Source organism: Microvirga zambiensis WSM3693 (assembly GCF_016735695.1).
GTDB classification, from domain to species: domain Bacteria; phylum Pseudomonadota; class Alphaproteobacteria; order Rhizobiales; family Beijerinckiaceae; genus Microvirga; species Microvirga zambiensis.
On record NZ_JAERQD010000108.1, the window covers coordinates 1 to 12,256 of the forward strand.

General features: G+C 62.6%; 17 protein-coding genes and 1 pseudogene. 11 read left to right on the forward strand and 7 right to left on the reverse strand.

What is annotated here, in order from left to right:
• Positions 1 to 127: 127 nt before the first annotated feature.
• Positions 128 to 997 (forward strand): annotated as a pseudogene (locus tag JKL46_RS32715) (transposase); the annotation flags it as partial.
• Here the strand turns inward: JKL46_RS32715 and JKL46_RS32720 are convergent.
• From JKL46_RS32720 to JKL46_RS32750, 7 genes are all read right to left on the reverse strand, one after another.
• Entirely contained in the window at positions 972 to 1,433 is a 462-nt protein-coding gene (locus JKL46_RS32720; RefSeq protein ID WP_201842488.1) for a transposase, read from the reverse strand. The pseudogene JKL46_RS32715 and the gene JKL46_RS32720 sit on opposite strands and share 26 nt — an antisense overlap.
• Before the next feature lie 113 nt (positions 1,434 to 1,546).
• Positions 1,547 to 1,816: a hypothetical protein gene (locus tag JKL46_RS32725; protein WP_009488328.1), complete on the reverse strand. Its 270-nt coding sequence runs from the start codon at positions 1,814 to 1,816 to the stop codon at positions 1,547 to 1,549.
• Positions 1,813 to 2,025 carry a hypothetical protein gene (locus JKL46_RS32730; RefSeq protein WP_009488326.1) on the reverse strand — a complete coding sequence of 71 codons (213 nt, stop codon included), beginning with the start codon at positions 2,023 to 2,025 and terminating at the stop codon, positions 1,813 to 1,815. The genes JKL46_RS32725 and JKL46_RS32730 overlap by 4 nt, the downstream gene beginning before the upstream one ends.
• Positions 2,018 to 2,197 (reverse strand): BrnA antitoxin family protein, encoded by a 180-nt coding sequence (locus tag JKL46_RS36065; protein ID WP_009488324.1) that lies wholly within the window; start codon positions 2,195 to 2,197, stop codon positions 2,018 to 2,020. Before JKL46_RS36065 ends, JKL46_RS32730 begins: the two co-directional genes overlap by 8 nt.
• 52 nt (positions 2,198 to 2,249) lie before the next feature.
• Entirely contained in the window at positions 2,250 to 2,543 is a 294-nt protein-coding gene (locus JKL46_RS32740; protein WP_201842490.1) for a hypothetical protein, read from the reverse strand.
• A gap of 125 nt (positions 2,544 to 2,668) precedes the next feature.
• Positions 2,669 to 2,923: a hypothetical protein gene (locus JKL46_RS32745; protein ID WP_009488320.1), complete on the reverse strand. Its 255-nt coding sequence runs from the start codon at positions 2,921 to 2,923 to the stop codon at positions 2,669 to 2,671.
• 173 nt (positions 2,924 to 3,096) lie between these two features.
• The gene (locus JKL46_RS32750) at positions 3,097 to 3,270 is read right to left on the reverse strand and encodes a hypothetical protein (protein WP_201842492.1); all 174 of its coding nucleotides are present in this window, start codon (positions 3,268 to 3,270) and stop codon (positions 3,097 to 3,099) included.
• 154 nt (positions 3,271 to 3,424) lie between these two features.
• Here JKL46_RS32750 and JKL46_RS32755 point away from each other — a divergent pair, with 154 nt between their 5' ends.
• From JKL46_RS32755 to JKL46_RS32800, 10 genes are all read left to right on the forward strand, one after another.
• On the forward strand, positions 3,425 to 3,745 hold the full coding sequence (locus tag JKL46_RS32755) for an iron-sulfur cluster assembly accessory protein (RefSeq protein WP_009488318.1): 321 nt from the start codon (positions 3,425 to 3,427) through the stop codon (positions 3,743 to 3,745).
• Positions 3,746 to 3,769: 24 nt separating this feature from the next.
• A complete protein-coding gene (gene nifU, locus JKL46_RS32760; protein WP_246529697.1) occupies positions 3,770 to 4,756 on the forward strand; it encodes a Fe-S cluster assembly protein NifU in 987 nt (328 codons plus the stop codon).
• A gap of 11 nt (positions 4,757 to 4,767) precedes the next feature.
• Entirely contained in the window at positions 4,768 to 5,943 is a 1,176-nt protein-coding gene (gene nifS, locus JKL46_RS32765; RefSeq protein ID WP_201842496.1) for a cysteine desulfurase NifS, read from the forward strand.
• A gap of 31 nt (positions 5,944 to 5,974) precedes the next feature.
• Positions 5,975 to 7,207: a homocitrate synthase/isopropylmalate synthase family protein gene (locus JKL46_RS32770; RefSeq protein WP_201842498.1), complete on the forward strand. Its 1,233-nt coding sequence runs from the start codon at positions 5,975 to 5,977 to the stop codon at positions 7,205 to 7,207.
• A gap of 86 nt (positions 7,208 to 7,293) precedes the next feature.
• The gene (locus JKL46_RS32775; RefSeq protein WP_425493343.1) at positions 7,294 to 7,929 is read left to right on the forward strand and encodes a serine O-acetyltransferase; all 636 of its coding nucleotides are present in this window, start codon (positions 7,294 to 7,296) and stop codon (positions 7,927 to 7,929) included.
• The gene (gene nifW, locus JKL46_RS32780) at positions 7,926 to 8,309 is read left to right on the forward strand and encodes a nitrogenase stabilizing/protective protein NifW (protein ID WP_201842500.1); all 384 of its coding nucleotides are present in this window, start codon (positions 7,926 to 7,928) and stop codon (positions 8,307 to 8,309) included. The genes JKL46_RS32775 and nifW overlap by 4 nt, the downstream gene beginning before the upstream one ends.
• Before the next feature lie 191 nt (positions 8,310 to 8,500).
• On the forward strand, positions 8,501 to 9,352 hold the full coding sequence (locus tag JKL46_RS32785; RefSeq protein ID WP_201842502.1) for an electron transfer flavoprotein subunit beta/FixA family protein: 852 nt from the start codon (positions 8,501 to 8,503) through the stop codon (positions 9,350 to 9,352).
• Between the two features lie 16 nt (positions 9,353 to 9,368).
• Positions 9,369 to 10,478: an electron transfer flavoprotein subunit alpha/FixB family protein gene (locus tag JKL46_RS32790; RefSeq protein WP_201842504.1), complete on the forward strand. Its 1,110-nt coding sequence runs from the start codon at positions 9,369 to 9,371 to the stop codon at positions 10,476 to 10,478.
• A gap of 11 nt (positions 10,479 to 10,489) precedes the next feature.
• Positions 10,490 to 11,797 carry an FAD-dependent oxidoreductase gene (locus JKL46_RS32795; RefSeq protein WP_009488304.1) on the forward strand — a complete coding sequence of 436 codons (1,308 nt, stop codon included), beginning with the start codon at positions 10,490 to 10,492 and terminating at the stop codon, positions 11,795 to 11,797.
• 15 nt (positions 11,798 to 11,812) lie between these two features.
• Entirely contained in the window at positions 11,813 to 12,112 is a 300-nt protein-coding gene (locus JKL46_RS32800) for a ferredoxin family protein (protein ID WP_009488302.1), read from the forward strand.
• Positions 12,113 to 12,256 lie beyond the last annotated feature (144 nt).

Consider the following 12,256-nt stretch of genomic DNA (forward strand, 5'->3'; position numbering starts at 1 on the left):
ACGACCCTCAGCTGACCTGGAATGTCCGCACTATTCACCGTCATTGCGTCCACAGTCTCCATTGCGGACACAGCCTCTTTCACTGCATCAACAATGAAAAGGTGCGGAGATTTGCGCGCTTACTCTGATACGGTGGCGGACGGACCAGGAGGGGTTTCCACCCTCCTTGCTGATGGTCGCCTCGCCCTACGATCCAGAGGTGCACTACGCCAGGAAGCAATCAACGATCTGGATCGGCTACAAGGTGCATCTGACCGAGGCGTGTGACGAGGGCGAACCGCATCTCATCACGCATGGGGAGACCACGCCGGCGCCCATCGTTGATCGTGATGCTCTCGATGACATCCATGCGGCGCTCGAAGCCAAGGGTCTGCTGCCGGCCACTCACCTTGTCGATGCCGGGGATGTCGCAGCCGACCAACTGGTCGCCAGCCGGCAGAAAGGCATCACCCTGTTAGGGCCGGCTCCCAAGGATGATCAGGGGCAGGTCCGGTCAGGCGAGGGCTTCACGGTGCAGGACTTCCTCCTCGATTGGGATCGGGAAGTGGCAATCTGTCCGGCCGGGCACGAGAGCAGGAGTTGGGGTCCTGATGATCACCAGAGACGGACCGCACTGAAAGTTCGCTTCTCGACAACAGAGTGTCGACCCTGTCCCTTGAAGACACAGTGTACCCGAAGCGGGCGGCGCCTGCTCACGCTACGACCACGCGAGGAACACGAGACGCTGGAGGCGGCTCGCCAGCGCGAGGAGCAACTCGCCTTCTCAAAAGAGTATCGACAGCGCGCCGGCATCGAAGGAACGATTTCGGCGGGCGTCCGGGTCCTGCATCTTCAGCGCTCGCGCTATATCGGTCTCGCCAAACCGCATCTGCAACACGTGCTGACGGCAGCTGCCATGAACCTCGTCCGCATTGGTGCTTGGATGGGTGGCACACCACTTGCGCAAACCCGTCAATCCGCATTTACCAAGCTCATGATGGCTCCGACCCCAGCGTGACGAACTCGCCAGCAGTATCTTCCGCGAAGCAAGTCCAGCGCAGGCCTGAGGCCTTGACGAAGTGGGCATCCGATGAGCGCACCGGATCGCGGTCGATGCCTTTGGCTGCAATTCGCTTGCCGCGGCGGCGCTCAATGGTGTCATCCAGGCCGAGGATCACCGGACCGGTCGGGACAAAGGCGTGGATCAGCAGGCCCAACAGCAGCCGGGCAGCGTCGCGTCCGCTCCAGCGGGCCCGACTGAGAACGCGATGGTCGTTGCCGAAGTGCCGCTCGCGGCTGAGGCCGGCGATGCGCAGGAGGCTGGTCACCGTGCGCTTGCCGGGCGCCAGGATGGCCGCGACGAGCAGGATCTCGGCATGGCACCAGGTCCGGTGGCGAAAGAGCCGGGCAAAGGCTAACATGATCGCGGCGAAGCGGGCGGGCAGGTGCAGCATGGCGGCGTCTCTTGGCGGGGACACACCAACCTACCGCGTTGTTCGCTTCGCCGCTCCCGCGCTCGCAAATCACCCGTCAGAAATGGCCAAACTCAAGCTAAGATGCGGATCCACTACTGAACTATCTGCGAATGCGGATCAGCGTCCCGTCCGGTTTCCATCTGTACATTACCGAGCCAATCACAGAGTTCCTTCAACGAGGCGAAGATATGTTCGATCTCAGTGAAGGGTGCAGGCCTCCGAGCCGGAGGTAAATCCTCAAGCAGTTCCGCTGTCCAAGTGTAAGGCTGGAATGAGCTGCTGCGCACGACACTCCCCACAACCTCTCCATTCAGGAGGAGGTCATAGGCGCCGGGCGCCAGCTGGATCAGGCTGTAGCTCATACTGGTGTCTTGTCAGATGCAAGCTGTCGATCAATCCACTCGTAGGCCTTGGCGGTGGCAGCATCGCGATCGGGAGCCATGATCAAGGTCGGGCGCTGTTTGGGCTGTGCCACGAAGGCCATCCATTCCAGGCCAGTTGGGCTGAGTCGGATCTGATAGCCGCGGTGCTCCAGCACCTCAGCCTCTGCGGCTGCACGGGCTTCAGTCATTGGACTTGCCGGCGGCCCTGCGCAGGGCTGCGCTGATGTGCTCCTGCCAGCCTGGGTCGCCCTCTTGAAAGTACGCGAGCACATCCAGGTCGATATGCAATTTGAATGATTCCTTTTCGTGCTCGGGTCGCATAGAAGTAAGGATCAAATGTTCTGTCTGATATCTGATCATCGATGTTCTCCCTATCTAAGCGCCAATGCGGTGTCAGAGGCGAGGCTACTGCCTACTGGATCAAAGCAATGCCCATGGATTTCTCGAAATGACCGAGAATGGCATTGGCCACCGTATTGGCCTCTGCAAAGGGTTCGGGCCGTACATGGTACCGGCCGAGGATTTCCCGGCGTCGGACCGGACTGCCCGGATTGAGGCGGTGCGGATCGTAATCGATCAGTTGCTCGCCATATTCCCTCAGCCAGGACAGATCGACGCTGTCGGCCAGGGCTGCGTCGTGATCGGGCATGATGTTGCGGGCGGAAACATAGCCCGCGTATTTCGGCAGCTCTTCCCGGATTGGCATGCCAAGATGGATATCCAGCAACCGGTCCTAGCACCCGCATGTCGGCGATGCCATCCAGGCTGTTCTCGGTCACGTCGACGAGGTTTGCGAGACCAGCACAGGGTTTTTGCTTCTCCAAGCCACGATCAATTTCCTGGCAGCAGCAAGGCGCAGTTCTTGTCGGGGTGGGCGCAGAAGAGCAAACCGCCGCCATCCTCGAATTCCTGCACCAGAAATGCATCATCGGAGGCGATGCCGGGAAGCCCCTCATAGGCCCGACGCAGCCTTGGCCGAATTGTGGCATAGTCTTCCGAGGATTCAATGACACCGGCAAGCGACAGATACGGCAACTTTGTCGAGGTCCGCGGCCATACTTCAGTTCCGTCCGCTTTATGAAGCATTTCGATCTCCCTGCGATTTCAGAAGTCATCAGGTTTCCGACATGGCAAAACTCAGCCGTTATCCGGATTGCTCCGCAATCCGCATCTGTTGCTCTCGCACAGCTAGGTGGGCAGCTCCTTCCGGCCCCCGACGGGGGAGTTTCAAAAGGCGTGCCAACTGCGCAGAAAGCGCCTCAGAAATATTTTTCTGCATACTGGTCAATGGCTTGAGAGTGCAGCAGGAAGTCGGGCCGAACACCACCGTGTTGCGGACGCGACAAACCCGACAGGCGGTGTCGGTTGCCTGACGTTTTCACAGGAGCTGCAGACAGGATTGCTCCACGGGAACAGCGCAGTTCACGGGTCATCCAACCGCGCTCCGCGTGGTCCGATAGTCGACAATGTCGGACCGGCGACATCGCAGCATTAGAGCCATTATGTTGTTTAACATGAGTTTCTCCTTTGGCACGGGACATGCATGGTTCTCCGCAAGTGCGTCACGGAGTGAGGAGAAATCGTCCCATGATCATGCTCACCGAAAACGCCGTCGCTGCGGTGAAGACTGCGCTTTCCCGCGCCGCTGAGCCGGCCGACGGCTTGCGCATCATGGTCCGGGCCGGCGGCTGCGCCGGCTTCCAATACCTGCTAGGCCTGGAAAGCATCTCGCGCGAGGGCGACGCGGTCATCGAGACAGACGGGGTCAAGGTGTTCGTCGACGTAGGCTCCCAACCCCATGTCGCCGGCACGACCGTCGACTTCGTCACGGGGTTTGAATCCTCCGGCTTTGTCTTCGACAATCCCAACGCGCGCGAGAAGTGCGCCTGCGGCAAGTCCTTCGGCTGATCGCCTGAGACAGGGAGAAGGGCCATGTGGGACTATAGCGACAAGGTCAAGGAATACTTCTTCAACCCGAAGAATGCCGGCGTTCTGGAAACGGCCAATGCCGTCGGTGAGGTCGGCGCCATCTCTTGCGGCGATGCGCTTAAATTGATGATCAGCGTCGATCCGGTGACGGAGACGATTACTGCCGCGACATTCCAGACCTTCGGCCGCGGCGCCGCGATCGCCTCCTCGTCCGCGCTTACCGAACTCATCATCGGCAAAACCGTCGATGAAGCCCTCTGGATCACTAATCAGGACATAGCGGACTTTCTCGGTGGCCGGTTGCCGGAGAAGATGCATTGCTCGGTGATGGGTTATGAGGCACTGCAGGCTGCGATCGCCAACTACCACGGCGAGGAATGGGGCGACGATCACGAGGACGGTGCCCTCGTTTGCAAATGCTTCGGTGTCAACGAAGGGGTGATCGAGCGGGCCGTCCGTATCAACAGGCTCTCCACCATCGAGCAGGTCACGCACTACACAAGGCTGGCGGCGGCTGCCTCACTTGCTTCGAAGCCATCGAGGAAGTGCTTGTTCGGGTCCATGCGGCGATGGTCGCCGAAGGCTTCATTACGGCAGAACAGACCTATACGGCCGGCGCAACGGATGTCCGCGCCCTCAAGAACAAGGCAAGGTCGAAGTCGATTCCGGAGTCGGCGATCGCGTCCGGTAGGATGCGGAGAACATTGCCACCCGAAACAGTTCAGCTTCCAGCGGGACCGAAAGCTGCCAGCCGTCAAAGACGACGCTGCAGCGAATTCGGCTGATCGAAACCGCTGTCGAGGACATGCGTTCTTACCTGCGGCTGACGGCGGGGATTGCGAACTTGTGGATGTCGACGGTGAGCAGGTCTACGTCAAACTGTCGGGCGCCTGCACCGGCTGCCAGCGCGCCTCGGTCACCATCAACGGCATGCGCCAGAAGCTCCATGAGGCGACCGGACTCGCGCTTCGCGTCCTTCCGGTCAGCTGAGGATCGCACCCATGAGGCCTATCTATCTCGACAATAACGCGACGACACGAGTCGATCCTGAAGTCGTTCAAGCGATGCTGCCGTTCTTTACGGATCACTTCGGCAACCCCTCGTCGATGCACGGTTTTGGTGCCTCCGCCGGTGCGGCGGTGAAGGAGGCGCGTCGGCAGGTGCAGGCGCTGATCGGCGCGGAGTGCGACCATGAGATCGCCTTCACCTCGGGCGGGACGGAAAGCGACAATGCGGCGATCCTTTCGGCACTCGAGGTGATGCCTCGCCGCACAGAGATCGTGACGTCCGCGGTCGAGCATCCGGCTGTGCTAACGTTTTGCGCGCATCTTGAGAAGACGCGCGGCGTCAAGGTGCACAGGATCCCAGTGGATCGGCAGGGCCGGCTCGACCTCGACGCCTACAGGGCCGCCCTCACCCCGCACGTAGCAATCGTCTCGATCATGTGGGCGAACAACGAGACCGGTACGATCTTCCCCGTGGTCGAGCTTGCTGAGTTAGCCAAGGAAGTCGGCGCCCTTTTCCATACCGACGCAGTGCAGGCGGTCGGCAAGCTTCCGATGGACCTGAAATCGACCGCAATCGACATGCTGTCGCTCTCCGGCCACAAGCTGCATGGCCCGAAAGGGATCGGCGCACTTTATGTGAGGCGTGGCGAGCGCTTCCACTCACTGATCAAAGGGGGGCACCAGGAGCGCGGCCGGCGGGCGGGCACGGAGAATACGCCCGGCATAGTCGGGTTCGGCAAGGCAGCCGAACTCGCCTTGAACTTCATGGACGACGAAAACACACGGGTAAAGGCGCTCCGTGACCGTCTGGAAAAAGGACTTCTCCAGCGCATCCCGAACGCCTTCGTTACCGGCGATCCGCTGGAGCGGTTGCCGAACCCCGCAAACATCGCCTTCGCATATATCGAAGGCGAGGGCATGCTGCTTCTCCTCCATCGCGAGGGCATTGCCTGCTCCTCCGGCTCGCTGGAGCCGAGCCATGTCCTGAGGGCGATGAATATCCCCTATACCGCGGCACATGGGGCAATCCGCTTTTCCTTTTCGCGCGACAACGGCGAGGAGGATGTCGACCGGGTGCTCGAGGTCATTCCCGGAATCGTGGAGAAGCTGCGTGCTCTTTCCCCCCTCAGGGCCGGGGACGAAGTGCCGAAGAGCTTCGATCCGGTCTAGGCCTGAGGGGCAGAAGAGCCGACCGCCGCTCATGAAACGTCCGGTCTTTCTCAACGATACGACCCTGTGCGACCGGGCACAGGCACCCGGCGCCGCCTTCACGACGGCCATGGGCGCCGACGAGATCGAAGCAATTTGCGCCGCGGGCGCGCTGCGTCTCCCGATTCGGCTCACAGCCCTGGCTGTATCAAAACTCAAACTGGCCCGATCTTGGTGCACTATTTGTACGATTTCATGCGTCTGCACCGAGAAGTATTCGGCCAATCCAGTCCTGCACGACACAAAATTGCTTCAACGAGTGACACGTCAGCGTTTTTACGCAACCAAGGCTTGGTGTCGAATGAGGTCGGAGGATCTCAACGCAGCAATCGAGAGCGGTATCGCCGCCGTCAATCTGTCACTGCCTGCATCGGACATCCTACTCACCGCCAAGCCCGGCCTTGATCGGGCGGGAGCGCTTCAGGTCATCGAGCACATGGTCGGGCACGCAGCCGCCCGCGGCCTCTTCGTCACGGTGGGCTGCGGGGATGCCTCGCGGGCCGACCGGGATCATCTCGCCAGTGTGATCGAGACGGCCGCGTGCGCCAGCGCAAGCCGTGTCAGGCTGGCCGGCTTGGTCGGTGTTCTCGACCCCTTTTCGACCGTCGAATTTGCCGCCCAGGTCGCGGACCAGTCTCCCGCCGACCTCGAATTTCATGCGCACAACGACCTCGGTCTCGCCGCCAACACGCTGGCGGCGATCCGTGCCGCCGCGCGCCATGCCTCCGTCACCGTCAGCGGGCTCGGCGAGCGTGCCGGCAATGCCGCGCTGGAAGAGGTGGCCGCCGCGCTGGCCGTCCTCGACGGCGCGGATACCGGCATCGACCTGACCGCATTGCCCGACCTCGCCGCCCAGGTGGCGCGGGCCGCTCGCCGGCCGACAGCGGCCATCAAGCCGGTCGTCAGCGCCGATGATTTCACCCACGAATCCGGCATCCATGTCGCGGGGCTGCTGAAGGATCTCCACACCTATCAGGGGCTCGATCCGGCGCTCGTCGGCTGCTGCCGGCGCATCGTCATCGGCAAGCATTCCGGCGCTACCGCGATTGCCCATGTGCTGAGCGAAAACGGCCGCGACCTCGACCCAGATCTGGCAGCCGCGATGGTCGCCCGCGTCCGCCGCAAGGCGGCCGAGACCAGATCGGCAATCACCGCAACTCAGCTGGTCGAGCTCTACGACAGACTGCGCAGCGAGGCTGCCGGCCCAACCCTTGAAATCGGGTGAGGCCGGCGATGTCGTTTATCCTCGCCACCACTTCCTCCAGCATAGCAGCCGCGCGGCGCGGCGCAAAAGCCGTTCCGCCATCCTTGATGGCCATGCTCCGTGAGGACATCGCCTGCGGGAAGGCGCGCGATCCGGCCGCGCGCAGCACGCTCGAAATCGTGCTCACCTTTCCCGGCGTCCACGCCATCGTCTGTCACCGGCTCGCTAATCGTCTGTGGCGGCGAGGCTTCCGCTTCCCGGCGCGCTTGCCGTCCTGGGCGGCCGGCCTCGTGATGAATGCCAACATCCATCCGGGCGCGACGATCGGCCGGCGCTTCCTCATTCATCACGGCACCGAGTTCGTCATCGGCAAAACCGGCGAGGTCGGCGACGAGGTGACCCTCTATCACGGCATCACGCTGGGCGGCACGTCCTGGGCGCCGGGCAAGTGCCATCCGACTCTCGATAGCGGCGTCCGCGTCGGTGCCGGCTGCCGGGTCGGCGCCAATGCAGTTTTCATCGAGGACGTCCCGCCCGGCCTGACCGTGGTCGGCATACCCGGCCGCATCGTTAATGGCCGGATCGATCTCGACCATCACCTAATGCCCGGCCCGGTCGGCGATGCGATTGCCTCGCTGGTCGACCGCTTCTCATTCCTCGAACTGCGGATTTCGCGGCTGCAGCGTCAGCTTGCCGCGAACGCACCCGAGACCACCATTTCCGACCAGGGGAGAATGCAATGAGCAGTGGTTCCGCTGACAGCCGTCACATCGATGCCACCGATATCCTCGCGCAGCTGGAGGGCCTGTCGGCTGCGGAGGAGTTCTTCGCAGTCCTTGGCGTCCCCTATGATCCGAAGGTGCTCAATGTGTCACGGCTCCATATCATGAAGCACATGGGGCAATACCTCGCCGAAGAGGATTTCTCCGATCTCCCCGACCAGGTGATCGCCGCGCGGGCGTGCGCCACGCTGGAACGTGCCTACGAGGACTTCGCGACTTCCTCGCCGCTCACGCACCGGGTCTTCAAAGTGCTCAAAGACCACGATCCGGACAAACCCGCCACGCCGGGCCGCACCTTCGTTCCGTTCGACTCTGTCCTGAAGCTGTTCGGGAAGGAATGAGTGCGACACGACAATGTCGAGCAGCCGACAAATCCGGTTATCACGACGGCGCCTTCAGAAGAAAACAACCGCATTTCAAAGGCATAGGGGAACGCAAAACGGTTGGCACGAATGATGCTAGGAAGGAAATGATGCTAGGAAGGAGATGAACCGCCAAGCCCGCATCCGGATAGGAGCCTAGAGAGACCGCCATGCACATCGTAATCTGTATCAAGCAAGTGCCGGATTCCGCGCAGATACGCGTCCATCCGGTGACGAACACGATCATGCGCCAGGGTGTGCCGACCATCATCAACCCTTACGACCTGTTCGCCCTCGAAGAAGCACTCAGATTGCGCGACGCCCATGGCGGCGAGGTCACCGTGCTTACGATGGGTCCGCCCATGGCCGAGGACGCGCTGCGCAAGGCGCTCACTTACGGCGCCGACCGCGCGGTGCTCTTGACCGACCGCTATTTTGCCGGCTCCGACACGCTGGCGACCTCCTTCGCTCTCTCTCAGGCAATCACAAAGGTCGGCGAGACCTTCGGTACGCCAGACATCGTCTTCACTGGCAAGCAGACGATCGACGGCGACACCGCCCAGGTCGGGCCCGGCATCGCCAAGCGCCTCGACCTCCTGCAGCTCACCTATGTCGCGAAGATCGCCTCCATAGATCTCGATGTGCGCGAGATCACGGTCGAGCGCCGCTCGGAAGGCGGCATGCAGATGCTGAAGAGCAGGCTCCCTTGCCTCATCACCATGCTGGAAGGCACCAACGAGATCCGCCGCGGCTCGCTCGACGACGCTCTGCGCGCCGCGCGCAGCCAGATCGTGAAGTGGAGTGCGGCCGACGCCGGCATTGAGGACCTCGCCAAATGCGGCCTGCGCGGCTCTCCGACGGTCGTCAAGCGCGTTTTCGCCCCTACCGCGCGGGCGGAAAAGGCGGCGCAAATCGACACCACCGATAAGACGCTGCGCGATCTCGCTGACGAGCTGATTGCCGCAATCTTAACACGCCAGCCGGCGCTGGAACACGAACTCGCCTTCGACGGCGCCGCGTGACGGCAAGGAGCAGACGATGTCGACCGCGAACCGAGAAACCCCTCCCCCCGCCGCCGGCCGTGCCGGCATGAAGAAGGAGCTGCCCGAGCATTTCAAGGACTACCGGCACGTCTGGGTCTTCATCGAGCTGGAGCGCGGCCAGGTCCATCCCGTCTCCTTCGAACTGCTCGGCGAAGGCCGCAAGCTCGCCGACAAGCTCGGGGTAGAGCTCGCTGGCGTCGTGCTCGGCCCGCCCGGCGAGGCGACGTGGCATGCGGTCGCCGAGGCCTTCGAATATGGCGCCGACCTCGCCTACATCATAGAGGACCCGCTGCTCGCCCATTACCGCAACGAGCCCTTCACCAGGGCGATGACCGACCTGCTCAACACCTACAAGCCCGAGATCCTGCTTCTGGGGGCGACCATCCTCGGCCGCGACCTCGCCGGTTCCACCGCGACCACGCTTCTCACCGGACTCACCGCCGACTGCACCGAGCTCGACGTCGACGCCGACGGCTCGCTCGCCGCGACGCGGCCGACCTTCGGCGGCTCACTGCTCTGCACGATCTACACGATCAACTACCGGCCGCAGATGGCCACAGTGCGACCGAGGGTCATGGCCATGCCGCAGCGGGTGGACAAGCCGGTGGGCCGGGTCATCCAGCACAAGCTGGCCATGGCCGAGGAAGAGGTCGTCACCAAGATCCTCGGATTCCTGCCCGACAGCCAGTCGGCCAAGGCCAATCTCGCCTATGCCAACGTCGTCGTGGCCGGCGGCCTCGGCCTCGGCGCGGTGGAGAACCTGCAGCTCGTCAGGAATCTCGCTTCCGCCATTGGCGCCGAATACGGCTGCTCGCGCCCGCTGGTCCAGAAAGGCTGGATGCCGGCAGACCGCCAGATCGGCCAGACCGGCAAGACGATCCGGCCGAAGCTCTACATCGCCGCCGGGATCTCCGGAGCCATCCAGCATCGCGTCGGTGTCGAGGGCGCGGACTTGATCGTCGCTATCAACACCGACCCGAACGCCCCGATTTTTGATTTCGTCCACCTCGGCATCGTCACCGATGCGATCCGCTTCCTGCCGGCGCTGACGGAAGCCTTCACGCGGCGGCTCTCGCCGCACAACCGCGACAAGCTCGCCAGCTGACGGAGACGGCCATGATCGAGGAAAAATTCGACGCAATCGTCATCGGGGCCGGCATGTCCGGCAATGCGGCCGCCTACACCATGGCGAGCCGCGGCATGAAGGTGCTGCAGCTGGAGCGCGGCGAATATCCGGGCTCCAAGAACGTCCAGGGCGCCATCATGTATGCTGATATGCTGGAGAAGATCATCCCGGACTTTCGCGAGGACGCCCCGCTGGAGCGCCACGCCGTCGAGCAGCGCTTCTGGATGATGGATGACACCTCCCACACCGGCATGCACTACCGGTCGGACGACTTCAACGAGGCCATGCCCAACCGCTACACCATCATCCGCGCGCAGTTCGACAAATGGTTCTCGCGCAAGGTGCGCGAGGCCGGCGCAACCGTGCTCTGTGAGACCACCGTGACCGAGCTCGCCCACGACACCAAGGGCAAGGTGATCGGCGTGCGCACCGACCGCGCCGGCGACGTCATCTTCGCCGACGTCGTCGTGCTCGCCGAAGGCGTCAACGGCCTTTTGGGCACCCGCGCGGGCCTGCGCGAGATGCCGAAGCCGGAAACGGTAGCGCTCGCAGTCAAAGAGATGCATTTCCTGCCGGAAGAGGTCATCGGAGAGCGCTTCGGCCTGAAAGGCAATGAAGGCTGCGTGATCGAAGCCGCCGGCACCATCTCGCGCGGCATGACCGGACTGGCCTTCCTCTACACCAACAGGGAGTCGATCTCGCTCGGCATCGGCTGCCTGGTCTCCGATTTCGCCTCCACAACGGAGAGCCCCTACGCGCTTCTCGACGCCTTCAAGCGCCATCCGTCGGTCCGGCCGCTGATCGCCGGCTCGGAGGTCAAGGAATATACTGCCCATCTCATCCCCGAGGGCGGCTACAAGGCGATCCCGCAGCTCTTCGGCGACGGCTGGGTCGTTGTCGGCGACGCGGCGCAGCTCAACAATGCCGTGCACCGCGAAGGCTCCAACCTCGCCATGACCTCCGGCCGCATCGCCGGCGAGGCGATCTTCCAGATCAACAGCCGTGGGGACCCTATGACCAAGGAGAACCTCGCCCTCTACAAGACCATGCTGGACAACTCCTTTGTCGTCAAAGACCTGATGAAATACAAGGACATGCCAGTTCTGCTCCATACCCATTCTCGCCATTTCTTCATGACCTACCCGCAGCTGATGTCCCTGGCCGCGCAGAACTTCATGCGCGTCGACGGCACGCCGAAGATCGAGAAGGAAAAGGCGACCACGGCCGCCTTCATCAAGGCGCGCTCGCGCTGGGGCCTGGTCAGCGACGCTGTCCGCCTGGCGTTCGCTTGGCGCTAAATAAGGAGAGACGAGATGACGATCGCAGTGGCCGAACTCCGCGTCGAGGACAAGCTCTTCCTGAACCGCTATCTGGTCGATGCCGGGGGGCCGCACATCAAGGTGCGGCCGCACGAGAAGCCGAGTCCCAATCTTATCGCACTGACACGCGTCTGCCCGGCCAAGTGCTACGAGCTGAACGACAAGGGCCAGGTCGAGATTACCGCCGACGGCTGCATGGAATGCGGCACCTGCCGCGTGCTCTGCGAAGCGTCGGGCGAGATCGAGTGGAACTATCCGCGCGGCGGCTTCGGTGTCCTCTTCAAGTTCGGATGACTGGCTCGCACGCACTATTTCAAGGGCGTGAACCGGGTCCGAACGCCGCATCAGTATTTGCTAAGAACTAGAGCAACGGCAGTTCTGACGGAGTCGCTGGGGCTATGCGGCGTGGCGGCTTCGTGATTCACTCATCTCGACCCT